General features: G+C 62.2%; 17 protein-coding genes. 10 read left to right on the top strand and 7 right to left on the bottom strand.

Annotated features, from left to right (window positions below):
• Nucleotides 1–9: 9 nt before the first annotated feature.
• Nucleotides 10–1,035 (bottom strand): LacI family DNA-binding transcriptional regulator, encoded by a 1,026-nt coding sequence (locus ACMUVN_RS28220; RefSeq protein WP_063476339.1) that lies wholly within the window; start codon nucleotides 1,033–1,035, stop codon nucleotides 10–12.
• A 297-nt stretch (nucleotides 1,036–1,332) separates the two neighbouring features.
• Here ACMUVN_RS28220 and ACMUVN_RS28215 point away from each other — a divergent pair, with 297 nt between their 5' ends.
• The 6 genes from ACMUVN_RS28215 to ACMUVN_RS28190 all read left to right on the top strand — a co-directional run bounded on the left by ACMUVN_RS28215 (nucleotide 1,333) and on the right by ACMUVN_RS28190 (nucleotide 8,389).
• The gene (locus ACMUVN_RS28215) at nucleotides 1,333–2,694 is read left to right on the top strand and encodes an ABC transporter substrate-binding protein (RefSeq protein WP_063476340.1); all 1,362 of its coding nucleotides are present in this window, start codon (nucleotides 1,333–1,335) and stop codon (nucleotides 2,692–2,694) included.
• Between the two features lie 185 nt (nucleotides 2,695–2,879).
• On the top strand, nucleotides 2,880–3,893 hold the full coding sequence (locus ACMUVN_RS28210; protein ID WP_029868023.1) for a carbohydrate ABC transporter permease: 1,014 nt from the start codon (nucleotides 2,880–2,882) through the stop codon (nucleotides 3,891–3,893).
• 1 nt (nucleotide 3,894) lies between these two features.
• Nucleotides 3,895–5,058, top strand: a complete 1,164-nt coding sequence (locus tag ACMUVN_RS28205; protein WP_029868022.1) for a carbohydrate ABC transporter permease — start codon at nucleotides 3,895–3,897, stop codon at nucleotides 5,056–5,058.
• 34 nt (nucleotides 5,059–5,092) lie between these two features.
• Nucleotides 5,093–6,745 carry an alpha-glucosidase gene (locus ACMUVN_RS28200; RefSeq protein WP_414815779.1) on the top strand — a complete coding sequence of 551 codons (1,653 nt, stop codon included), beginning with the start codon at nucleotides 5,093–5,095 and terminating at the stop codon, nucleotides 6,743–6,745.
• A 25-nt stretch (nucleotides 6,746–6,770) separates the two neighbouring features.
• Entirely contained in the window at nucleotides 6,771–7,859 is a 1,089-nt protein-coding gene (locus tag ACMUVN_RS28195; protein WP_029868020.1) for an ABC transporter ATP-binding protein, read from the top strand.
• Nucleotides 7,860–8,035: 176 nt separating this feature from the next.
• Nucleotides 8,036–8,389: a hypothetical protein gene (locus ACMUVN_RS28190; protein WP_049813631.1), complete on the top strand. Its 354-nt coding sequence runs from the start codon at nucleotides 8,036–8,038 to the stop codon at nucleotides 8,387–8,389.
• 82 nt (nucleotides 8,390–8,471) lie between these two features.
• On the opposite strand, the gene edd is transcribed toward ACMUVN_RS28190, so the two are convergent.
• The 5 genes from edd to ACMUVN_RS28165 form a co-directional block, all read right to left on the bottom strand.
• The gene (gene edd / locus ACMUVN_RS28185) at nucleotides 8,472–10,295 is read right to left on the bottom strand and encodes a phosphogluconate dehydratase (RefSeq protein WP_047615236.1); all 1,824 of its coding nucleotides are present in this window, start codon (nucleotides 10,293–10,295) and stop codon (nucleotides 8,472–8,474) included.
• Nucleotides 10,296–10,373: 78 nt separating this feature from the next.
• Nucleotides 10,374–11,072: a 6-phosphogluconolactonase gene (gene pgl / locus ACMUVN_RS28180; protein ID WP_414815778.1), complete on the bottom strand. Its 699-nt coding sequence runs from the start codon at nucleotides 11,070–11,072 to the stop codon at nucleotides 10,374–10,376.
• A 10-nt stretch (nucleotides 11,073–11,082) separates the two neighbouring features.
• Entirely contained in the window at nucleotides 11,083–12,558 is a 1,476-nt protein-coding gene (gene zwf / locus ACMUVN_RS28175) for a glucose-6-phosphate dehydrogenase (RefSeq protein WP_414815777.1), read from the bottom strand.
• 134 nt (nucleotides 12,559–12,692) lie between these two features.
• The gene (locus tag ACMUVN_RS28170) at nucleotides 12,693–13,991 is read right to left on the bottom strand and encodes an NAD(P)/FAD-dependent oxidoreductase (RefSeq protein ID WP_029868015.1); all 1,299 of its coding nucleotides are present in this window, start codon (nucleotides 13,989–13,991) and stop codon (nucleotides 12,693–12,695) included.
• A gap of 12 nt (nucleotides 13,992–14,003) precedes the next feature.
• A complete protein-coding gene (locus tag ACMUVN_RS28165) occupies nucleotides 14,004–15,440 on the bottom strand; it encodes a glutamine synthetase family protein (protein WP_047613636.1) in 1,437 nt (478 codons plus the stop codon).
• 108 nt (nucleotides 15,441–15,548) lie between these two features.
• On the opposite strand from ACMUVN_RS28165, the gene ACMUVN_RS28160 reads away from it, so the two are divergent.
• The 4 genes from ACMUVN_RS28160 (at nucleotide 15,549) to ACMUVN_RS28145 (ending at nucleotide 22,041) form a co-directional block, all read left to right on the top strand.
• Nucleotides 15,549–16,748 (top strand): NAD(P)/FAD-dependent oxidoreductase, encoded by a 1,200-nt coding sequence (locus tag ACMUVN_RS28160; protein WP_414815776.1) that lies wholly within the window; start codon nucleotides 15,549–15,551, stop codon nucleotides 16,746–16,748.
• Between the two features lie 197 nt (nucleotides 16,749–16,945).
• Nucleotides 16,946–17,089 (top strand): hypothetical protein, encoded by a 144-nt coding sequence (locus ACMUVN_RS28155; protein ID WP_168332621.1) that lies wholly within the window; start codon nucleotides 16,946–16,948, stop codon nucleotides 17,087–17,089.
• A gap of 313 nt (nucleotides 17,090–17,402) precedes the next feature.
• A complete protein-coding gene (locus ACMUVN_RS28150) occupies nucleotides 17,403–19,934 on the top strand; it encodes a methyl-accepting chemotaxis protein (RefSeq protein WP_414815775.1) in 2,532 nt (843 codons plus the stop codon).
• Between the two features lie 259 nt (nucleotides 19,935–20,193).
• Nucleotides 20,194–22,041 carry a methyl-accepting chemotaxis protein gene (locus ACMUVN_RS28145; RefSeq protein ID WP_183906348.1) on the top strand — a complete coding sequence of 616 codons (1,848 nt, stop codon included), beginning with the start codon at nucleotides 20,194–20,196 and terminating at the stop codon, nucleotides 22,039–22,041.
• Here ACMUVN_RS28145 and ACMUVN_RS28140 read toward each other — a convergent pair.
• Nucleotides 22,014–22,250, bottom strand: coding sequence for a hypothetical protein (locus ACMUVN_RS28140; RefSeq protein ID WP_127431276.1), 237 nt, complete (start codon nucleotides 22,248–22,250; stop codon nucleotides 22,014–22,016). The genes ACMUVN_RS28145 and ACMUVN_RS28140 overlap by 28 nt on opposite strands.
• Between the last annotated feature and the right edge of the window lie 89 nt (nucleotides 22,251–22,339).

Here is a 22,339-nt window from a genome sequence, read left to right as displayed (position 1 = left end):
CGGGATGCTCTAAACCTGGGGAACAGGGCCGGTCGAGGCCCTGACGATCAGTTCGGTCTTCCAGAGCTCCTGGTCGGGGAAGGGGCCGGCTTGCTTTACCGTGCCGATCAGCCGCTGGGCGATACGGACGCCCGCCGCCCGCAACGAAGAGCGTGTCGTCGTCAGCGGCACCGAGAAGTTTTCCGGTTTCAGCAGCGGCAGCACGTCGTCATGGGCGATCAGCGAGATATCCTCCCCGAGCCGCAATCCCGCCTGGTTGACCGCGCGGATCGCGCCGAGCGCCAGCACCGTGCTGGAGCAGAGGATTGCCGTCGGGCGCTCCGGCAATTGCAGGAAATGTTCCATCGCCAGCAGGCCTTGTTCGTCCGTCATCAGCGTATGGCTCATGCTGCCCTCGTCGAGCACGAGTCCGCGTTCGGCAAGGGCTGATATGACGCCGTTCTTCCTGCGGATGGCGAAATCGAGATGCATCGGTCCGTTCATCAGCGCAAAGCGCGTATGGCCGAGCTGCAGCAACAGCCGCGTCGCATCGTAGAAGGCCGCTTCATTGTCGATATCGAGATAGGGATAGTCGGGCTCGGAACCGAAGGAGCGGCCGTGCACGACATAGGGCATGGAGAGCGATTTCAGCATGGCAAGCCGCGGGTCGTGCCCGCGCATATAGGCGACGAACATTGCATCGACATTGCCGCTGATCGCCAGGCGCCGGAGCGCGCCCACCTCGTCATCCGGATCGGCCGGCATGATGACGAAGTGGAAATCGTGGCGCACGGCCTCTTCGCCGAGCCCGGCCAGGAATTCGCCGAAATGCACGTCGGACTGGTGGCCGGGCGCCGTCGGCATGACGAGGCCGATCGAGCCTGCCTTGCCGGTCGCAAGCCGCTGCGCCGCCTTGTTCGGCCGGTATCCGGTTTCCTTGACAGCCTGGAGCACGCGCTCCCGGGTCGCCTCGTTGACCTCGGGATAACCATTGAGCGCTCGGCTCACCGTCGTCTGCGACAGCCCCAGCAATTCCGATAGCTGTTTGAGATTCACCTGTTATGCTTCCTCCGGGCCCGCCCTGCGGCCGTCTTGAAAAGGCCTGCCGCCTCCCAGCGACATTCAAAGCGCTTTCAAATATGTAGCATTTGGCGCGCTTGACTCAAGAAAAATCGCTCCATATTTCCCGAGAGGCGTCGCTGCGCTGCGATATCCCGCGTGTTCACGGCGGGTTTTCGCGAAATGACTTGACTCCATTCCACCGAAAGTGAAATGAGTTGGGTGTCAAAGCGCTTTGAAATTTCCATTTAAGGGAGTTCGGCGCAGTTGGGATTGTGATGGGAGGTTGATCACATGAAAAAGTCATTTTTGATGGGCGTTGCCGTGGCAGCGCTTTTTGCCGGTACTGCGTCTGCAGCCGATCTGAAATTTGCGCCGGGGCAGGATTCCAAGTTCAACTGGAAGAGCTATGACGAATTCAAGGCCGCTCATGCCGATCTGAAGGGGCAGCCGCTGACGATCTTCGGGCCGTGGCGCGGCGAGGACGAGGCGTTCTTCCAGAGCGTTCTTGCCTATTTCACCGAAGCCACCGGCATCGATGTCAAATACTCCTCTTCCGAAAATTACGAACAGCAGATCGTCATCGATACGCAGGCAGGCTCGCCGCCGAACATTGCCGTTCTGCCGCAGCCTGGCCTCCTGGCCGATCTCGCCAGCAAGGGCTTCCTGACACCGCTCGGCGATGACAACTCCAAGTGGATCAAGGACAATTACGGCGCCGGCGACAGCTGGGTCGGTTACGGCACCTACAAGGGCAAGGACGGCAAGGAAGCCTTCTACGCCTTCCCTTATAAGGCCGACGTGAAATCGCTCGTCTGGTATGTTCCGGAGAATTTCGAGGAAGCCGGCTACAAGATCCCGACGACTATGGAAGAGCTGCATGCCCTGACCGACCAGATCGTCAAGGATGGCGGCGTTCCCTGGTGCATCGGTCTCGGTTCCGGCGGCGCCACCGGCTGGCCGGCGACCGACTGGGTCGAAGACCTGATGCTGCGCATGCAGCCGCCCGAAGCCTACGACAAGTGGACGACCAACGAGCTGAAGTTCACCGATCCGGCCGTCGTTGCTGCGATCGACGAATTCGGCAAGTTCGCCAAGAACGAGAAATACGTCGATGGCGGCGTCGCCGCGGTGGCCTCGACCGATTTCCGCGACAGCCCGAAGGGCCTCTTCGCCGTCCCGCCGAAGTGCTACATGCACCATCAGGCCTCGTTCATCCCGTCCTTCTTCCCTGAGGGCACGAAGCTGGGCCAGGATGCCGACTTCTTCTACATGCCGACCTATGCGTCGCATCCCGAGCTTGGCAAGCCGGTTCTCGGCGCCGGCACGCTCGTCTCGATCGCCAAGGACTCGAAGACGGCCCGCGCCTTCATCGACTTCCTGAAGACCCCGATCGCGCATGAGGTCTGGATGGCGCAGTCGAGCTTCCTGACGCCGTATAAGGGCGTCAGCACCGAGGCTTATGCCAACCCCCAGATGAAGAAGGAAGGCGAAATCCTGACCTCGGCCACCACCTTCCGCTTCGACGGTTCCGACCTGATGCCGGGCAAGATCGGCGCCGGCGCCTTCTGGACGGGCATGGTCGATTTCGTCGGCGGCAAGTCCGCCGAAGAGGCCGCTGGCGAAATCCAGAGCGCCTGGGACGGCATCAAGTAATCTTCAAATTATGCCGCCGGCTTGCCGGCGGCATGGCTTGCATGACTGGCCGGGCTCGAAAAGAGCCCGGCCATCGCAGGATATATTGTGATTGGGCAATACAAAGAGATTGACCATGACCGGCGTTGACCCGTCAGCATAAAAACCGGTTGGGATAAGATCAGGGGAAGCAGGGGAGGGACGAAATGCTGTCGCAGATAGTGTCCGCTTTGGGCGTCGTGGTCGTCGCCGTTTTCGCGTGCTCGGCCTATTTCTATTTTTCGAACAAGATTCTGGATCTCGCTCTGCCGGTGAAGGATGGCGACATCCGCGCCGCATCGCGCAATCTCAACCGCCGCGCGCTGATCCGGCCGTGGTTGTTCATCGGCCCGGCGCTCTTCCTGCTCATCGTCTATCTCGTCTATCCCGTCGTTGCGACCTTCATCCTCTCCTTTTACGACCGTGCCGGTCTGCAGTTCGTCGGCCTCGCCAATTACAAATGGGCGATCGGCGACCGCGAATTCCGCCAGTCGATCTTCAACAACATCCTCTGGCTCGCCGTCGTGCCGGCCGCCTGCACCTTCTTCGGCCTCGTCATCGCGGTGATGACCGATCGCATCTGGTGGGGCAATATCGCGAAAAGCATCGTCTTCATGCCGATGGCGATCTCCTTCGTCGGCGCCTCGGTCATCTGGAAATTCATCTATGAATATCGCGGCGGCAACGACGTTCAGATCGGCCTGCTGAACGCCATCGTCCAGACTTTCGGCGGCACGCCCGAGGTGTGGATCTCCATTCCCTTCTGGAACAACTTCTTCCTGATGGTCATCCTGATCTGGATCCAGACCGGTTTCGCCATGGTCATCCTGTCGGCCGCTCTGCGCGGCATCCCCGAGGAGACGATCGAGGCCGCCGTCATCGACGGCGCCAATGGCTGGCAGATCTTCTGGCGCATCATGGTGCCGCAGGTCTGGGGCTCGATCGCCGTCGTCTGGACGACGATCACCATCCTCGTCCTCAAGGTCTTCGACATCGTGCTGACCATGACCAACGGCCAGTGGCAGACGATGGTGCTGGCGAACCTGATGTTCGACTGGATGTTCCGCGGCGGCGGCGATTCCGGCCGAAGTGCGGTTATCGCCATCATCATCATGCTCGCCGTCACGCCGATCATGGTGTGGAACGTGCGCCGCGCCAATCGCGAACTGAAGGGGCACTGAGATGACCGCTGCCGGAAGCTACTTCAAGATCGGCCCCGCCCGTCTCTTCGTTCACGCCGCCGTTCTGCTGATCGTCATCATCTGGCTGATCCCGACGCTCGGCATCTTCGTCAGCGCGCTGCGCGACAAGGACCAGATCGTCGTCTCCGGTTGGTGGACGGCCTTCGTCGGCTCGACGCAGACCGTCGCCGTCCGCTTGGGCACGCCGGACCAGCAGCAGCAGGAAGGTGCGGCCTACGTCATTGCAGGCAATGTGCTGGAAGGCCAGACCGGCCGCTCGGTGAAGGCCTTCGGCAACCGGGTGCAGCAACCCGCCGCCTACAAGGCCGGCGAGACCGCCGATCTCGGCGACGGCGAAACCCTGCAGATCAACAGCGACGGCAGCTACCGCTATGTGAAGAACGCCGCCTTTTCGCCCGACCAACGCCCGCGGCGCATTTATGCATCCGTCTCGGCGCCGCCGGAATTCACCATGCAGAACTACAACACGGTTCTAACAGGCGAGGGCATCGGCCAGTCCTTCATCAACTCGCTGACCGTGACGATCCCGGCGACGATCATCCCGATCCTGATTGCCGCTTTCGCCGCCTACGCCCTGAGCTGGATGGAGTTTCCCGGCCGCGGCCTGCTGATTGCGCTCGTCGTCGGCCTCATCGTCGTGCCGCTGCAGATGTCGCTGATCCCGCTGCTGCGCCTCTACAACGAGATCGGCGGCATGCTCGGCCAGCCGTCGAAGACCTATCCCGGCATCTGGCTGGCCCACACCGCCTTCGGCATGCCGCTCGCCATCTATCTCCTGCGGGCCTATATCGCCGGCCTGCCGAAGGAGATCATCGAATCCGCCCGCGTCGACGGCGCCAGCGACTTCGAGATCTTCGTCCGCATCGTATTGCCTCTGTCCTTCCCGGCACTCGCCTCCTTCGCCATCTTCCAGTTCCTGTGGGTGTGGAACGACCTGCTCGTCGCCATGGTCTTCCTCGGCACCGACAAGGACCACCTCGTGCTCACCGGCAGCCTGAACGCGCTGCTCGGCTCGCGCGGCGGCAATTGGGAGATTTTGACGGCGTCGGCCTTCGTCACCATCATCGTGCCGCTGCTCGTCTTCTTCGGGCTGCAGCGCTACCTGGTGCGCGGTCTGCTGGCTGGCTCGGTCAAGGGAGGCTGACCATTCCCGAACGTGACTTCAAACAGGATATTCCATGAACGTGGCTTCCCAATCGATCTCGACACCCGACAAGGACTGGTGGCGTGGGGCGGTGATCTACCAGATCTACCCGCGCTCCTACCAGGATTCGAACGGTGACGGCATCGGCGACCTGAAGGGCATCACCGCCCGCTTGCCGCATGTGGCAAGCCTAGGCGTCGATGCGATCTGGATCTCGCCCTTCTTCACCTCGCCGATGCGCGATTTCGGTTATGACGTTTCCGACTACGAGAATGTCGATTCGATCTTCGGGACGCTCGTGGATTTCGACACGATGATCGCTGAGGCCCACCGCCTCGGCATCCGCGTGATGATCGACCTCGTCATCTCCCACAGCTCGGATCAGCATCCCTGGTTCGTCCAGAGCCGCTCCAGCAAGACCAATGCCAAGGCCGACTGGTATGTCTGGGCCGACGCCAAGGCGGACGGTACGCCGCCGAACAACTGGCTGTCGATCTTCGGCGGCTCGGCATGGGCGTGGGATCCGACCCGCATGCAATATTACCTGCACAATTTCCTGACCTCGCAGCCGGACATGAACCTGCATAACCCGGAAGTGCAGGACCGTCTGCTCGATGTCGTGCGCTTCTGGCTCAATCGTGGCGTCGACGGCTTCCGCCTCGATACCATCAATTTCTATTTCCACGACACGCAACTGCGCGACAATCCCGCGCTCGCTCCCGAGCGCCGCAACGCTTCGACGGCGCCGGCGGTCAATCCCTATAATTTCCAGGAGCATATCTACGACAAGAACCGCCCGGAGAACCTTGCCTTCCTGAAGCGCTTCCGCGCCGTTCTCGAGGAATTCCCGGCAATTGCCGCCGTTGGCGAAGTCGGCGACAGCCAGCGCGGCCTCGAGATCGTCGGCGAATACACTTCCGGCAACGACAAGATGCATATGTGCTACGCCTTCGAGTTCTTGGCGCCCGATCCCCTGACGCCGGAGCGCGTCGAGGAGGTGATGGAGGATTTCGAAGCTGCCGCGCCAGATGGCTGGGCCTGCTGGGCCTTCTCCAATCACGACGTCATGCGCCATGTCAGCCGTTGGGGCGGGCTGGTCGCCGATCACGACGCCTTCGCCAAGCTTTATGCCTCGCTGCTGATGACGCTGCGCGGTTCCGTCTGCCTCTATCAGGGCGAGGAACTGGCCCTGACCGAGGCCGATCTTGCCTACCAGGATCTGCAGGACCCCTATGGCATCCAGTTCTGGCCGGAATTCAAGGGCCGCGACGGCTGCCGCACGCCGATGGTCTGGGACAGCCAGGTCGCCCAGGGCGGCTTCTCCAGCGTCAAGCCTTGGCTGCCGGTGCCGGTCGAGCATATCCTGCGCGCCGTCAGCGTCCAGCAGGGCGACGAGGCTTCGGTGCTGGAGCACTATCGCCGCTTCATCGCCTTCCGCAAGCTGCACCCGGCTTTTGCCAAGGGCGAGATCGAATTCGAGGAGCAGCAGGGCGATGCCCTGGTCTTTACGCGCGAATACGGCAATGAGAAGCTGCTCTGCATCTTCAACATGAGCCCGGCCGAGGCCGCCGTCACTCTGCCGGCGGGAGAATGGCAGGCATTGACGGGCCATGGCTTTACCAGCAACAACTATGGCGACAAGATCGATATTCCGGCCTGGGGGGCGTATTTCGCCCGTCTGGCCTAAGGAACCGAACATAGGGGAGAGAAAAATGACTGGACTGACGCTGAAGGATATTCGCAAATCCTACGGTTCCGTGGACGTTCTCCACGGGATCGACCTCGATATCAAACAGGGCGAATTCATCGTCTTCGTCGGTCCGTCCGGCTGCGGCAAATCCACGCTTCTGCGCATGATCGCCGGCCTTGAGGCGATCACCGGCGGCGAGATGTATATCGACGGCCATCTCGTCAATGACGTGCCGCCCTCCAAGCGCGGCATCGCCATGGTGTTCCAGTCTTATGCGCTCTATCCGCACATGACCGTCTTCGACAACATGGCTTTCGGCATGAAGATCGCCGGCGAAAGCAAGCAGGAAATCGACCGCCGTGTCCGGGCGGCGGCCGAGAGCCTGCAGCTGACCAAATATCTCGATCGCCTGCCGAAGGCGCTTTCCGGCGGCCAGCGCCAGCGCGTGGCGATCGGCCGCGCCATCTGCCGCGATCCGAAGGTCTTCCTGTTCGACGAGCCGCTGTCCAATCTCGATGCCGCGCTGCGTGTCGCCACCCGCATCGAGATCGCCCGCCTGAACGAACAGATGGCCGATACGACGATGATCTACGTGACCCACGACCAGGTCGAGGCGATGACGCTTGCCGATCGCATCGTCGTACTCTCCGCCGGCAATATCGAACAGGTCGGTGCGCCGCTGGAGCTCTATGAGCGCCCGGCCAACCTCTTCGTCGCGAAATTCATCGGCTCGCCGGCGATGAACATCATCCCGGCGACGGTGGCTGGAACCGGAAGCCAGACGACGGTGACGCTGACCGGCGGCATGTCGGTGACGCTCGATGTGGCGACCGACGCGTCGGAAGCAGGCAAGCAGGCAAGCTTCGGCGTTCGTCCGGAGGATCTGAGGATCGCCGACGGCGCCGACTACCTTTTCGAAGGCGAGGTGTCGATCGTCGAAGCGCTCGGCGAAGTGACGTTGCTCTATATCGAAGGCCTGGTCCCGGGCGAACCGATCGTTGTCAAGTTGCCCGGCATTTACGATGTGAAGAAGGGCCAGCGGATGCGGTTTGCCGCCGACAGGCAGAAGTTGCATCTCTTTGACGCAACCGGTCATACCTACCGGAAATGAGGCGGCCATTTTTGGGGTAGTCATCCCAAGAATTGTACGGGACGGGCCAAATTCTCACTTTCTGTTAAAGATCGGCTGCTACCTTTTCCTCGTTAATTTATGAGGGGGATAAGCACGTGGCCGCTTCCAATCCGTCACAGCCAAAATCTCATTTCCTGAGCAAGGAAGAATCCTTCATGTACGACCGCGAGGCGCGGTTCAAGATGGAGGACACCATGAATGCCGCGCGCATCGAATATACGGAAAAGGGCGTCATGCATGCGGCTTCGCGTCGCTGCGACATTATCCGGATCTCGATGAGCAGCGCGACACTCGCGATCCTGACCCAGTTCAACCTGCCGAAGCAGTTCTATCTGGATATTCCGGATGCCCGCATCACCAAGGTCGGTTGCCTGCTGATGAAGGTCAATGCCAACAATACGATCGAGGTCCGCTTCCTGCGCCTGCTGACGCAGAAGGAGCTGAATAAGATCTTCGTCTACAGCACCCATCCGGCGCACCGCGACTACGTTCTCGATATTCGCGCCTGACGGGTAGCGCAGGGACTGATACAGAAAACCCGCGGGGTGCTTCGTGCGCTCCGCGGGTTTTGTCGTCTGTGGTCGGCCACGCTCAGTGGTGGAAGAGCACGCTCGCGCCCTGGTCCGAAGCGCCGACGGCGCGGCGGAACGGCGCGAAGAGCTCGCGGCCCATGCCGAATTCATTGTCGGAGAGATCGACGGTCACCGGCTCGCGCTCGGCCAAATCAGCCGCATCGACGAGCAGTTCCAGCGTGCCCTTGATCGCGTCCAGGCGAATGATGTCGCCTTCGCGGATGCGGGCGATCGGGCCGCCGTCGACCGCTTCCGGGGTGACGTGGATTGCTGCCGGCACCTTGCCGGATGCGCCGGACATGCGCCCGTCGGTCAGGAGCGCCACGCGGAAGCCGCGGTCCTGCAGCACGCCGAGCGGTGGCGTCAGCTTGTGCAGTTCCGGCATGCCGTTCGCCTTCGGGCCCTGGAAGCGCACGACGGCGATGAAATCGCGGTTGAGCTTGCCTTCCTTGAAGGCGTCCTGCAGCTCCTGCTGGCTGTGGAAGATGATCGCCGGCGCCTCGATGATGTGACGCTCCGGCTTGACGGCCGATATCTTGATGACCGCCTTGCCGAGATTGCCGCGCAGCATCTTCAGCCCGCCATTCGCCTGGAACGGCGTTTCGATGCTGGAGAGAACCTTGGGATCGACGCTCTTGTCAGGCGACGGCTCGCGCAGGACGGCGCCGTTTTCGCCGAGACGTGCATCGACCGTATAGGCTGCGAGACCCTGGCCGAAGACGGTGCGCACGTCGTCATGCACCAGCCCGTGCTTCAGGAGTTCCTTGATGAGGAAACCCATGCCGCCGGCCGCCTGGAAATGGTTCACGTCGGCAAGCCCGTTCGGGTAGACGCGGGCAAGCAGCGGCACGATTTCCGAAAGCTCGGCGATGTCCTGCCAGGTGAGATGGATGCCGGCCGCCCGCGCCATGGCGACGAGGTGCAGCGTGTGGTTGGTCGAACCGCCCGTCGCATGCAGGCCGACGACGCCGTTGACGATCGAGCGTTCGTCGATCATCTCGCCCGCCGGGGTGAATTCGTTGCCGAGCGCGGTGATCGCCAGCGCCCGCTTGGCGGCTTCGCGCGTCAGCGCTTCGCGCAGCGGCGTGCCGGGATTGATGAAGGAGGAGCCGGGCATGTGGAAGCCCATGATCTCCATCAGCATCTGGTTGGAATTGGCGGTGCCGTAGAAGGTGCAGGTGCCGGGGCCGTGATAGGATTTCGATTCCGCCTCGAGCAGCTCGGCGCGTCCGACTTTGCCCTCGGCGAAGAGCTGGCGCACGCGCGACTTTTCGTCGTTCGGCAGGCCTGTCGTCATCGGACCGGCCGGAACGAAGATCGACGGCAGGTGCCCGAAGGACAGGGCCGCGATGACGAGGCCTGGCACGATCTTGTCGCAGACGCCGAGGAAGAGGGCGGCATCGAACATGTTGTGCGACAGGCCGACGCCCGCCGACATGGCGATCAGGTCGCGCGAGAAAAGCGAGAGCTCCATGCCCGGCTGTCCCTGGGTGACGCCGTCGCACATCGCCGGCACGCCGCCGGCCACTTGCGCCACGCCGCCCGCCTCGGCGGCCGCCTCGCGGATGATCGCCGGATAGGTCTCGAACGGCTGGTGGGCCGAGAGCATGTCGTTATAGGCGGTGATGATGCCGAGATTGGCGATGCGGTCGCCGGCGAGCGCATCTTTCTCGGCGGGGGAACAGACCGCAAAGCCGTGGGCAAGGTTGGCGCAGCCGAGCACGGAGCGGGCGACACCCTTGGAAGCGGCGGCGCGCAGGCGTTCCAGGTAGCGCTCGCGGCTTGGCTTCGAGCGTTCGACAATGCGATCGGTGATCGCGGAAATGCGTGCGTGAGCGGACATGGAATATCCCTGCCTTGTTCGTTGTCTCTATCTGTTTCGGCGGCTCTGGCCTGAATCTCGGTCCCGATTGACGGCCGATCAGGGAGCCCAGTAGATCTCGACCGGGGAAGTGGCCCGGCGCAGAACGGCGCGGATCGGCATTTCTGCTTCGTCACCGCTGCCTTCCGCCTTGGCGAGAACGTCTTTTTTGCCTTCGCCCTCAATATGGAGAACCAGGAGTGCGGCATCCTCAAGACTGGAGAAGGTGAAGGTCAGGCGCGGCTCGCCGGCTCCTTCCGCTTCCATGGTGATGATGCCGCGCGGCGTCGATGGATCGAGCGCCTTGGCAAGATTGCTGCCGCCGGGAAAGAACGAGGCCGTGTGGCCGTCGCCGCCCATGCCGAGGATGACGATGTCGAAGGGTGAGCTGATCGCCCTGGTCTTCTCGGTTGCGAGCGAGGCTGCCTCCTCCACGGAGGCTGTATCCTGATAGAGCGGCAGGAAGCGTGCCGCCTTTGCCTTGTTCTGCAGGAGATTGGCATCGACCAGCAGATGGTTCGAGCGCGGATTGTCGGCCGGCACGAAACGTTCGTCGACGAGGGTGATCGTCACCTTGTCCCAGGCGATGTCGCGCGTCGACAGCGCCTGAAAGAAGGCCTTCGGGGTGGAACCGCCGGAAACGGCGATGGACGCCGTTCCACGGGCGGCAATCGCCGCCGAAAGCGTGCTCGCGACCTTGTCGGCGAGGCTGCCGGCAAGGTCCGCGGCGCTGGCGAAGGAATGCAGGGTCGATGCCATCGATGTCGTCCTAGATCTCGTCGTGCCAGGTGCGGCCGTCGCGCTCGATCAGCGCGATGGCCTGGCTCGGACCCCAAGTGCCGGCCGTATAGCCCTGCACCTGCTGGCCGGTCGTTTCCCAACCCTTGAGGATCGGATCGACCCATCTCCATGCGGCTTCGACTTCGTCGCGGCGCATGAACAATGTCTGGTTGGAGCGGACCACATCCATCAGCAGACGCTCGTAGGCGTCGGGATTGCGGACGTTGAAGGCCTGGGCGAAGCTCATGTCGAGCGACACGTTACGCAGGCGCATGCCGCCCGGACCCGGATCCTTGATCATCAGCGACTGCTTGACGCCCTCGTCCGGCTGCAGGCGGATGATCAGCTGGTTGGCGACGATGCGCCCGGCCGCCTGGTCGAAGATCGCATGCGGGATCGGCTTGAAAGTGATGACGATCTCGGACATGCGTCCGGTCAGGCGCTTGCCGGTTCTGATGTAAAAGGGAACGCCGGCCCAGCGCCAGTTGTTGATCTCGGCCTTGATGGCGACGAAGGTTTCGGTGTTCGAAACGCCGCCTTCGAGTTCTTCAAGGTAGCCCTTGACCGGGCCGCTGCCCGATGCGCCGGCGCGGTACTGGCCGCGCACCGTCGCCTGCTCGACATTCGAGGCATTGAGCGGCTTCAGCGCTCGCAGCACCTTCAGCTTCTCGTCGCGAACGGCTTCCGAATCCATCGACGAGGGCACTTCCATCGCCGTCAGGCAGAGCAGCTGCAGAATGTGGTTCTGCACCATGTCGCGCAGCGCGCCGGCCGTATCGTAATAGCCGGCGCGGCCTTCGAGGCCGACCGATTCAGCCACGGTGATCTGCACGTGGTCGATGTAGTTGGCGTTCCACAGCGGCTCATAAAGCGCGTTGGCGAAGCGCAGCGCCATCAGGTTCTGCACCGTCTCCTTGCCGAGATAGTGGTCGATACGGAAGATCTGCTCTTCCTTGAAGGCGCGGCCGATCGTGTCGTTGAGCTGCAGTGCCGAGGCGAGGTCGCGGCCGATCGGCTTCTCGACGACGATGCGGGTCGACTTGGTGATCAGCTTGTGGTCGTGGATCTTCTGCGAAATGTCGCCGAAGATGCCGGGCGCGACCGCCAGATAGAAGGCGCGCACGCGTTCCTTGCCTTCGTCGAGCAGCTTCTTCAGCTGATCCCAGCCGGCATCGGTGCGGGCGTCGACCGAGACGTAGTAGAGGCGGGCGCAGAATTTCTCGACCTCCGTCTCGTCATATTCTCCCTTCTTCAGGTGCTCCTTCAGCGCGTCCCTGGCGAATTTGCGGTATTCCTCGTGCGTCAATGGGCTGCGCGAGGCGCCGATCACGCGGGTCGGTTCGGTAAATTGGCCTTCGATTTGGCGATGATAGAGGGCGGGCAACAATTTGCGTTCGGCAAGGTCGCCGCTGCCGCCGAAGACGACGTAATCAAAGGGCTCAACGGGAATGATCTGGCTGCTCATGAGCTTGTCTCTCAATCAGGCTGGTTGGCGGCCCTTTTAATCTAATCGATTTAAAAAAGCCAGTGTGCAGTGCAATGAATCTGTCAGGCACCGGTTTTAGAGCGAATTTCCGGAAGAGGAAATCCGCAATCGGACTAAAACTTGTCGCGAAGCGCAAACCACGACAAGGCGAGGAAAAGCAACGGCGCGCGCATGCGGGCTCCGCCGGGAAAGGCGGGAATATCGAGCGATGTGAACAGGTCGAGATCGCCGGATTTCCCAAGCACCGTTTCCGCATAGAGCTTGCCACAGTAGTTTGACAGCATGACGCCATGGCCGGAATAACCGCCGATCGAGATGACCCCGGGCATGACCTCGCGCACGAAGGGCTGGCGCGGCATGGTGATGCCGACGCTGCCGCCCCAGGCATGGGTGATGTCGATGTTTTTCAGGTCAGGATAGATCTCGGCGATCTGCCGGCGAATATGCTGCGAAATGTCCCGCGGATTGTCCGCCGTATAGGCTTCGCGCCCGCCGAAGAGCAGACGGCCGTCGCCGAATTTGCGGAAGTAGCGCACGACGAAGCGCGAATCGGCCACCGCCTCGCCGCCCGGCAGCACGCTGGGATGCCCGTCGAGCGGGGCCGTGGCGCCGATGAAGGAGCGGATCGGCATGATATGGCTTGCGGTCACCGGTTCGAGGCCGTCGATATAGGCGTCGCAGGCGATCAGCGCGCGCTCGGCGGTGATCGTCCCCCTTTCGGTTTCGATCGTCACCTTGCCGCCGCCCTGGCGGATCGCCGTTGCCCTGGTCATCTCGAAAACCGCGGCACCGGCATTGGCGGCGACCCGCGCCAACCCCACCAGCAGCTTCAGCGGATGGATATGGCCGGTGCCGACATCGCGCACGCCGCAATGGAACCGCTTCGAGCCAAGCCGCTCCTGGGTTTCCTTCTCGTCCATGAAGCTGATATGCGGATAGTCGTAACGCAGTGCGGCAATCTCGGCATTTTCGTAATAGGCGCGTTTGTAGCTCGCCTTATGTGCGACGTTGAGCTGGCCGGGCACATAGTCGATCTCGATCTGATGTTCGCGGGCGAAATCGAGGAGATGGCGCTTGGCCGCCTCGGCAAGATTAAACAGCGCCTTCGAGCGTTCGTAGCCGATCGTCTCTTCGAGTTCTTCCGGCCACCAGCGCTGGCCGGTGCCGAGCTGACCGCCATTACGCCCGGATGCCCCGTCACCGAAGCGGCAGGCCTCGATCAGGACCACCGAAACGCCCGATTTGGCAAGATGGTAGGCGGCCTGCAGGCCGGTATAGCCGCCGCCGATGATGGCGACGTCCGATGTTATCGAACCGTCGAGCGCGGCATAGGTCGGCCGCTCCCCGACAGTTGCCTGATACCACGATAGCCCGGGCGCGATCGGGCTCTGCCACATCTCCTGCGATGCCATGGATGCTTTCCCTCACACGTTGAGCAGAAGGAATTCCCGCTCCCAGGGGCTGATCACCTGCATGAAGGTCTCGAACTCGCCGCGCTTGACGCCGGCATAAAGGCCGATGAACTGCTTGCCGAATATCTCCTCGAAAGCGGGCTCGTCCTCGAGCAGCGCCACGGCTTCGAGCAGGCCGCGCGGCAGGTCGATCGAACCCTCATTGGCCGAATCCTCGGTCGGCGCCGTCGGCTCGATTTCTTTCATGATGCCGAGCAGGCCGGCGGCCAGCGAGGCGGCGAGTGCCAGATAGGGATTGGCGTCCGAGCTCGGCAACCGGTTTTCCACGCGCCGCGCCTGCGGATCTGAAACCGGAACGCGGAAGGCGGTCGTCCGGTTGTCGTATCCCCAGGCATTGTTGACAGGGCAGGACATATCGGGCTGCAGGCGCCGGTAGGAATTCACGTAGGGCGCCAGCATCGCCATCGCGCTCGGCACGAATTTCTGCATGCCGCCGATGAAATGGAAGAACTCCTTTGAGGCCGATCCGTCCGCATTGGAGAAGATGTTCTGGCCGGTCTCGATATTGACCACCGATTGGTGGATATGCATCGCCGAACCCGGCTGGCCCTGCATCGGCTTGGCCATGAAGGTCGCATAGATGTCGTGTTTCAGCGCCGCCTCGCGGATCGTGCGCTTGAACAGGAACACCTGGTCGGCAAGCTCGATCGGATTGCCGTGGCGCAGGTTGATCTCGAGCTGCGCCGGTCCCTCCTCGTGGATCAGCGTATCGATCTCCAGCCCCTGCTTCTCCGAGAAATGGTAGACATCGTCGATCAGCTCGTCGAATTCGTTGATGCCGGCGATCGAATAACCCTGGCCGCCGAGGATCGAACGGCCGGACCGGCCTTTGGGCGGGTGCAGCGGATAATCGGGATCGTCATTCTTGGCGACGAGGTAGAATTCGATCTCGGGCGCCACGATCGGCTTCCAGCCGCGGTCATGATAGAGGCTCATGATGCGCTTCAGCACGTTGCGCGGCGTATAGGGCACTTCGCCGCCGTCCGAATCGACGATGTCGCAGATCACCTGCGCCGTCGGGTCGGTTTCCCAGGGCACGACGGACAGCGTCGAAAGGTCGGGCATCAGCTTTAGGTCGCTGTCGCGCGGCTCGTAGCGGAAGCTCTCCGTCTCGTCGGGATATTCGCCCGAAATCGTGTGCCGGTAGATCGCCGATGGCAGCGCCAGTGAGGTGTTCGAGGTGAATTTCGAGCTTGGCATCATCTTGCCGCGCGCAACGCCGGCAAGGTCCGGCGTGATGCATTCGATGTCTTCGATGCCCCTGTCCCGCAGCCACCGCGCTGCTTCCTTCCAGTTCGCAACGCCGCGCAGGGATCCGGGGTCCGGGGGAGCTTTCGTCGAGGCGGGTACGTTTCTGGCAGGCTTCAGCGTCGTCTTTTTTGGGGACATGACACACCGGTTTGCGTTGATCGTGGCGCCATCATAACCAGACTTTGCCAATTGGCGAGGGGTGCCAAACGTTGACTTTCGCCCTTTGATGGAAAAGAAGACGCTGTCTTGATCGGGGAAACGGGTTTGCAGCGCAAAAGCGACGTCATCGTCATCGGCGCCGGGGCGGCGGGCATGATGGCGGCCATCCGCGCGGGAAAACGCGGCCGGTCGGTCGTGGTTCTCGATCACGCAAGGGCGCCTGGTGAGAAGATCCGCATATCGGGCGGCGGCCGCTGCAATTTCACCAATATCCATGCCGGGCCGAAGAATTTCCTCTCCGCCAATCCGCATTTCTGCAAGTCGGCGCTCGCCCGTTTCACCCCCGTCGATTTCATCGCCATGGTCGACCGCCACGGCATTGCCTGGCATGAAAAGACGCTGGGCCAGCTTTTCTGCGACGACAGCGCCAAGGACATCATCCGCATGCTGCTGGATGAGATGCGCATGGCAGGCGCAGCGCTGCATCTCGGTGCCGAGATAGCAGGCGTCGAAAGGACGGACGCGGGCTTCCGCATCTCGACCGGCGAGGGCGCCTATGAAGCATCGTCGCTGATCGTCGCGACCGGCGGTAAGTCGATCCCGAAGATGGGCGCCACCGGCTTTGCCTATCGCCTCGCCGAACAGTTCGGCTTGGCCGTGCTCGAAACCCGACCCGGCCTGGTGCCGTTGACGCTCGATCCCGGCCTGCTCGAGAACATTGCGCCGCTCGCCGGCATAGCCGCCCCGGCCGAAATCCGCCATGGCAGGACCGCCTTCCGCGAAGCACTGCTGTTCACCCATCGAGGCTTAAGCGGCCCCGCCATCCTGCAGATCTCTTCCTATTGGCGCGAAGGCGACGAGATCGTCGTTGCGATCGAACCGGATATCGACATTGCGGCGCATCTGAAGCGGGCAAAGCAGCTCAATGGCCGCCAGTCGCCGCAGACGGCACTCGGCGACATCCTGCCGAAGCGGCTGGCGCAATTTCTCGTCGAGCGCGAAAAGATCTCCGGCAACATGGCCGACCTGCCTGACAAGGCGCTGCTGCGCCTGGCTGCCGGCGCCCAGAGCTTGGCCGTCAAACCGTCCGGCTCGGAAGGTTACCGCACCGCCGAAGTGACGCTCGGCGGCATCGACACGGCAGCGTTGGATTCCCGCAGCATGGAGGCAAAGGCCGTGCCCGGGCTTTATTTCATCGGCGAATGTGTCGACGTCACCGGCTGGCTCGGCGGCTATAATTTCCAATGGGCCTGGGCCTCCGGATTTGCCGCCGGTGAATGCGCTTAATACATGTCGCCCAAAAGTGCCCAGCGGCTTTGGGAGAACGACTTGCATAAGACAAAGACCAAGGCCGATTCAAGACTTCTTAAGAGAGGTGCGCCATCCTGTCTCAATTGGCGGTTTGCAAAATCGTTCCTAGATAATGCTTTACCGGCAAGCCGTTTTGTTGGATTGTTGTGTCAGAGAGAAGTGAGGTTTCGCGCATGACCAGAAACACACGACGCGCCCGCGCCATCGCAATTGCCGAGGCAAAGCCGAACGCCCGGATGGTGACCCTGCGTTATCTGATGCTTGCCGCCGGCGCCACTGCCGCCAGCCTCGCGCTGCTGCTCTCGCATTTCATCTGATCCTGTCGGTAGACCCGGAAAGAACATTGCGGCATGCTGATCGCCGCGCGGCGGCGTTGCGGCTTACAATCTGCAACTATTTCACCGCCTTGGCTTAACCCGCCATAACCGCTTATCCGAAAATTAATATCTAATCTGACACAATTGCCCGCGATTATTTGGGCATCTCCAAGTTGTTTGGACATGAACTGGCAATGACTGCCGCCTGGTCTCCGGGTTCCCCAATGTAAATTTAAGAACGGCTTGATGTGTACCCGGCTGGCGCCATGTGGCTGCCTGCGGGAGGAGTGGTGTATGAAAGGCCCGGAACGCCATGTTGATTGACAAGATTCTTTCCCGCTTCAGGATCAAGACGAAGGTTTTGATCTTCGTTCTGCCCTTCGTCGTCACCATTTCGGCGGTAGGCCTGACGGGCCTCTACGCTTCCGGACTTCTGCAGGGCCGCATGGAAATATCCAACAGCGTGCTGCAGTCGCTGAGCGGCTTCAAGGATCTCTACGGTTCGATGGACGATTTCCTGCGCGTCACCAGCCCGGAGGCACGCGACAAGCTGACCGCGGAACTGAAGACCCAGCAGAGCGTGCTCGACCGGACGCTGAACCAGGTCGGTGAAGAGGCCGCCGGCCGCGACAGCCTTGCCGAGGCATCGCGCCGCACCAAGGACATATCGGGCGTCGTCGACAAGCTCTGGGCCCTGCATGAGCAGGAACAGGCTTTGCATGAGCAGATCGATGCCGCACAGAAGAGCCTGATCAGCACCCGTTTCACGGTCTCCTACCAGGCCGAGGAATTGCAGACCGCGCTCCAGAACGACGAGGGCGCCGCCACCATCACGCTGCGCACCGCCGACCGCCTGCTGAAGGGCGGCGACTTCCTCGGCACCGTCGCCAGCGGCTACAGCAAGCCGCAAACGCCGCAGGACAAGATCGCCTTCATCAACGGACAGATGCCTGCGATCATCAAAGCCCAGCGGCAGATCGCCATTTCGGTTCCGACCAACCAGAAGAACGTCATCGACGCGCTGACCGCAACCATCGACAGCATCAAGGCGATCGCTCAGCTGCCCGCTCCGACCGACGAGGACATCGCCGAACTCGGCCGCCTCGTGTCGCGCTTCCGCCAGACCTCGACCTATACGCAGCTGACGGCAACGCAGAAGATGCGCGAGGCGACCCAGCGTTTCGCCGAGCTCGAGGGCCGCATCGCCCAGACCAACTCCGTCCTTCAGGATACGCGGCGGCTGGAAAACTCCGTCTATGCGCTGCAGATCGTGCTTTCCGATTTCCTCTCCAACTCCAGCAAGGATAATCTCGTACGCCTGCAGCAGCAGGCCGGCACGCTTGGCAAGGATATGCAGGTGCTGACCACCAGCGCCAAGGGCATGGGCTTTGCCGAAGGCATATCGGGCGCGATCCAGCCGGCGCTCGACGCCATTTCCGGCGGCGGCTCGAAGATCGTCGATACGATCAGCGAGCGCGTCACCGCCTATGCCGCCGCCCGCCAGGAACTCGACCAGATCTGGACGAAGCTGACCGATTTCGCCGAGCTGCAGAAGCAGACGGCCGGCACCGAGCGCACCCAGGCAAACAGCATCTCGGTCATGACCACTGGCCTCGGCATCCTCCTGTCGATCCTCGGCGGCATCGCCCTGGTGCTGACGCTGCAGCGCCCGATCAGCCAGATCACCGCCGCCATGCGCCGCATTGCCGAAGGGGCGCTGGAAACCAGCATCTCGGGCGAGCAGCGTCATGATGAAATCGGCGACATGGCCCGCGCGCTCGGCATCTTCAAGGAAAACGCCATCTCGAAGATTCGCATCGAGGAGCAGAGCGACGAGGAGCGTGCCGCCGCCGAACATGAGCGCCAGCGCAACGACGCCGAAAAGCACGAGATGGATCGTCAGATCGAATTTGCGGTCAATGCACTTGCCGCCGGCCTCGAACGCATGTCGCAGGGCGATATCTCGACGACGATCGAAACGCCGTTCATCGGCCGTCTCGAACAGCTGCGCCAGGATTTCAACGGTTCGATGATGCGCCTGCAGGCGACGATGAGCCAGATCCGCGACAATGTCGAACTGATCCAGGGCAACGGCAACCAGATGGCCCAGTCGGCCGAGGATCTGTCCAAGCGCACCGAGCAGCAGGCTGCCTCGCTCGAAGAGACCGCGGCCGCCGTCGACGAGATCACCGTCACGGTCCGTTCGTCGGCCGAACGCGCCAAGGATGCCGACCAGATCGTCCGCCAGGCCAAGCGCAGCGCCGACGATTCCGCGGTCGTCGTCAGCAATGCGATCGACGCGATGGGCCGCATCGAGGATGCCTCGCGCCAGATCGAGCAGATCATCGGCGTCATCGACGAGATCGCCTTCCAGACCAACCTCCTGGCGCTCAACGCCGGCATCGAGGCGGCGCGCGCCGGTGAAGCCGGCAAGGGCTTCGCGGTGGTGGCGATGGAAGTCCGCGAACTGGCCCAGCGCTCCGCAGCCGCGGCGCAGGAGATCAAGGGGCTGATCAACAAGTCGACCAACGAGGTCAATTCCGGCTCGCAGTTCGTGCAGGAGACCGGCACGGTGCTTGCCAAGATCAGCGCCCAGATCGTCACGATCAGCCAGCATGTCGAGATGATCGCCCGCGCCAGCCACGACCAGTCCAACGCGCTGCAGAGCGTCAACGCGACCGTCAACCAGATGGACCAGATGACGCAGCAGAACGCCGCCATGGTGGAAGAGACGACCGCCGCCAGCCGCGAACTGGCCGACGAGGCCGATTCGCTGCGCCGGCTGATCCAGCAGTTCAAGATCGACGGCGAGGCAGCCGCCACGCCGGTCTACCGCGCCGCCTGATCGCCGGCCGACCCCGTCTTCATGCGAACGGCCCCGGACTTTCCGGGGCCGTTGCTGTTTATGCCGAGAAATCGCGCTTCGATTGAAGAGATTTGAACGGTAGGAGAATAGCCTTGAATGTCCGCCAGTCTGTCGAGCCACAATGGTCAGAAAACGTCTAAAAACGAGACCGGCGAATATCTCCCGCAGCCCTGATTTACGGAAAATTTTCCTTAACGCTTTTGGCTTAATCTAGCCTTGGTTTATCCCGGGGGTTTTGATGCTGCGCCTTTTCTCGACGTCGATCGTACGCCAGATCGTTGCGATCACATTGTTTCTGCTGGCGATCAGCACGGCCGCTATCGTCGGCGTGACCTATTATAATTTGAGCAATCATGTCATGGACGGGGCGATCTCCGACGCGAAAGAGGCCGCCCGCGCGATGGCCGTCCTCTACGGCGCGGCCGATCAGGACGCAAAGATCGAGCTCAAGGACAATCAGCTCTCTGCCGTGACGGAAGACGCCATTCCCGCACTTGCCGATCATTCGCTGGTCGACCGCACGGCGCAGTCGATTGCCGGTGTCGCGACCATCTTCCAAAAGCAGGGCAGCGACTACGTCCGCATATCCACGAACGTCAAGAAGGAAAACGGCGATCGTGCCGTCGGCACCAAGCTCGCAGCCGAGCACCCTGCCCAGCCGGTTCTCGCCAAGGGCGAGGCCTATTACGGCCCGGCGGTGCTTTTCGGCCGCCAGTTCATCACCGGTTACTTCCCCATCAAGAATGCATCGAACGCCAATGTCGGCATTCTCTTCATCGGCATTCCGATGGAGGTTTATTACCAGCGCCTGAATGAGCTGCAGATCCTGGTTCTCGGCATCGGCGCCATCGTCATGCTGATCGTCGGCGTTGTCGCCTTCTACGCGATCCGCCTGTCGGTGAAGCCTTTGCAGGCGTTGACCGCGAGCGTCCATTCGATCTCCGCGGGCGATCTTGAGGGCACCATCCCTTGCGTCGCCAAGAAGAACGAGTTCGGCGACATCGGACGGGCCCTGGCGCTTTTCCGCGACAGTGCCCGGGCGCGGCGCGATCTGGAAACCCAGGCTGCCGAACAGCGCGCTCTGAGCGATGCCGAACGCGCCAGGAACGATGCCGACAAGCGCTCCCTTGACGGCCAGATCGACTTTGCCGTCAACCAGCTTGCCGCCGGCCTGGGGCGCCTGTCGCAGGGCGATGTCTCGCAGACGATCGGCACGCCCTTCGTTGGCCGGCTGGAGCAGCTGCGCGTCGATTTCAACGCCTCACTCCTGCGGCTTCAGGATACGCTCTCCGGTATCCGCGACAGCGCCTCGACGATCCAGCGCAACAGCAGCGCCGTCTCCGTCTCTGCCAGCGAGCTCTCGAAGCGCACCGAGGCGCAGGCGGCAAACCTCGAAGAGACCGCGGCCGCGGTGGAAGAAATCACCGTCACGGTTCGGTCTTCCGCCGAGCGTGCCCGTGAAGCCAACAATGTCGTGGCTGCGACCAAGAGGACGGCCGACAATTCCGGCGCCGTGGTCGGCGATGCCGTCGCCGCGATGGAGCGCATCGAAGAGGCCTCGCAGCGCATCGAGCAGATCATCGAGGTGATCGACGACATCGCCTTCCAGACCAATCTTCTGGCGTTGAATGCCGGCATCGAGGCGGCGCGCGCCGGCGAGGCGGGCAAGGGTTTTGCCGTCGTCGCCCAGGAGGTCCGCGAACTCGCCCAACGTTCGGCCGATGCGGCGCGCGAGATCAAGTCGCTGATCGAGACATCGAGCCGGGAAGTCACGGCAGGTTCCGAATTGGTCCAGAAGACCGGCAGCGTCCTTGCCTCGATCAGCCAGGAGATTATCGCCATCAGCGGCCATGTCGAGACCATCGCCACTGCGAGCCGGGATCAGTCGGCGGCGCTGCAGGAGGTCAACGGTTCCGTCAACGCCATGGACCAGATGACCCAGAAGAACGCGTCGATGGTGGCCGAGACGACGCAGGCAAGCCGCCTGCTCGCCGGCGAGGCCGATACGCTGATGGCGCTGATCGAGCGGTTCCGCATCGTCGCAGAAACCGCACCTGCTCATCTCGGGGCAAGAAGGGTCGCCTGAACCGTACGGTCGCAGCTGCCGCAGGATTGCACTGCGGCCTTGCGGGGCTTTCTCAGATAGAGATCAAGCGACGTCAGCCAACCGCCGAAACGAATGAGGCTGTTGTCTCCGAACTCGGCATAGAATCTGTCCTCGTCTGCCCTGGAGTCGCATCGTCTGCCGGAATGTCGGTATCCGATAGTGCCTGCGATGGTCATCATGTCGATCATGGCAATGTCCTTTCCTATGTCAGACATCACCTGATCTAGGCATCGAATTTCTCTTTATAAACGGGGAAAATCCCGCTATGTTTTTCACC

It is taken from the genome of Rhizobium sp. IY2, assembly GCF_047532935.1.
GTDB classification, from domain to species: Bacteria; Pseudomonadota; Alphaproteobacteria; order Rhizobiales; family Rhizobiaceae; genus Rhizobium; species Rhizobium anhuiense.
Note: the sequence above shows the minus strand (reverse complement) of the source record. Positions and strands in the feature narration are given on the sequence as shown.

Bases quoted from the DNA above. Each gene is read 5' to 3' on its own strand.
- ACMUVN_RS28215 (WP_063476340.1), top strand. From the start codon at position 1,333: ATGAAAAAGTCATTTTTGATGGGCGTTGCCGTGGCAGCGCTTTTTGCC.
- ACMUVN_RS28210 (WP_029868023.1), top strand. From the start codon at position 2,880: ATGCTGTCGCAGATAGTGTCCGCTTTGGGCGTCGTGGTCGTCGCCGTT.
- ACMUVN_RS28205 (WP_029868022.1), top strand. From the start codon at position 3,895: ATGACCGCTGCCGGAAGCTACTTCAAGATCGGCCCCGCCCGTCTCTTC.
- ACMUVN_RS28200 (WP_414815779.1), top strand. From the start codon at position 5,093: ATGAACGTGGCTTCCCAATCGATCTCGACACCCGACAAGGACTGGTGG.
- ACMUVN_RS28195 (WP_029868020.1), top strand. From the start codon at position 6,771: ATGACTGGACTGACGCTGAAGGATATTCGCAAATCCTACGGTTCCGTG.
- ACMUVN_RS28190 (WP_049813631.1), top strand. From the start codon at position 8,036: ATGTACGACCGCGAGGCGCGGTTCAAGATGGAGGACACCATGAATGCC.
- edd (WP_047615236.1), bottom strand. From the start codon at position 10,295: ATGTCCGCTCACGCACGCATTTCCGCGATCACCGATCGCATTGTCGAA.
- pgl (WP_414815778.1), bottom strand. From the start codon at position 11,072: ATGGCATCGACCCTGCATTCCTTCGCCAGCGCCGCGGACCTTGCCGGC.
- zwf (WP_414815777.1), bottom strand. From the start codon at position 12,558: ATGAGCAGCCAGATCATTCCCGTTGAGCCCTTTGATTACGTCGTCTTC.
- ACMUVN_RS28170 (WP_029868015.1), bottom strand. From the start codon at position 13,991: ATGGCATCGCAGGAGATGTGGCAGAGCCCGATCGCGCCCGGGCTATCG.
- ACMUVN_RS28165 (WP_047613636.1), bottom strand. From the start codon at position 15,440: ATGTCCCCAAAAAAGACGACGCTGAAGCCTGCCAGAAACGTACCCGCC.
- ACMUVN_RS28155 (WP_168332621.1), top strand. From the start codon at position 16,946: ATGACCAGAAACACACGACGCGCCCGCGCCATCGCAATTGCCGAGGCA.
- ACMUVN_RS28150 (WP_414815775.1), top strand. From the start codon at position 17,403: ATGTTGATTGACAAGATTCTTTCCCGCTTCAGGATCAAGACGAAGGTT.
- ACMUVN_RS28145 (WP_183906348.1), top strand. From the start codon at position 20,194: ATGCTGCGCCTTTTCTCGACGTCGATCGTACGCCAGATCGTTGCGATC.
- ACMUVN_RS28140 (WP_127431276.1), bottom strand. From the start codon at position 22,250: ATGATCGACATGATGACCATCGCAGGCACTATCGGATACCGACATTCC.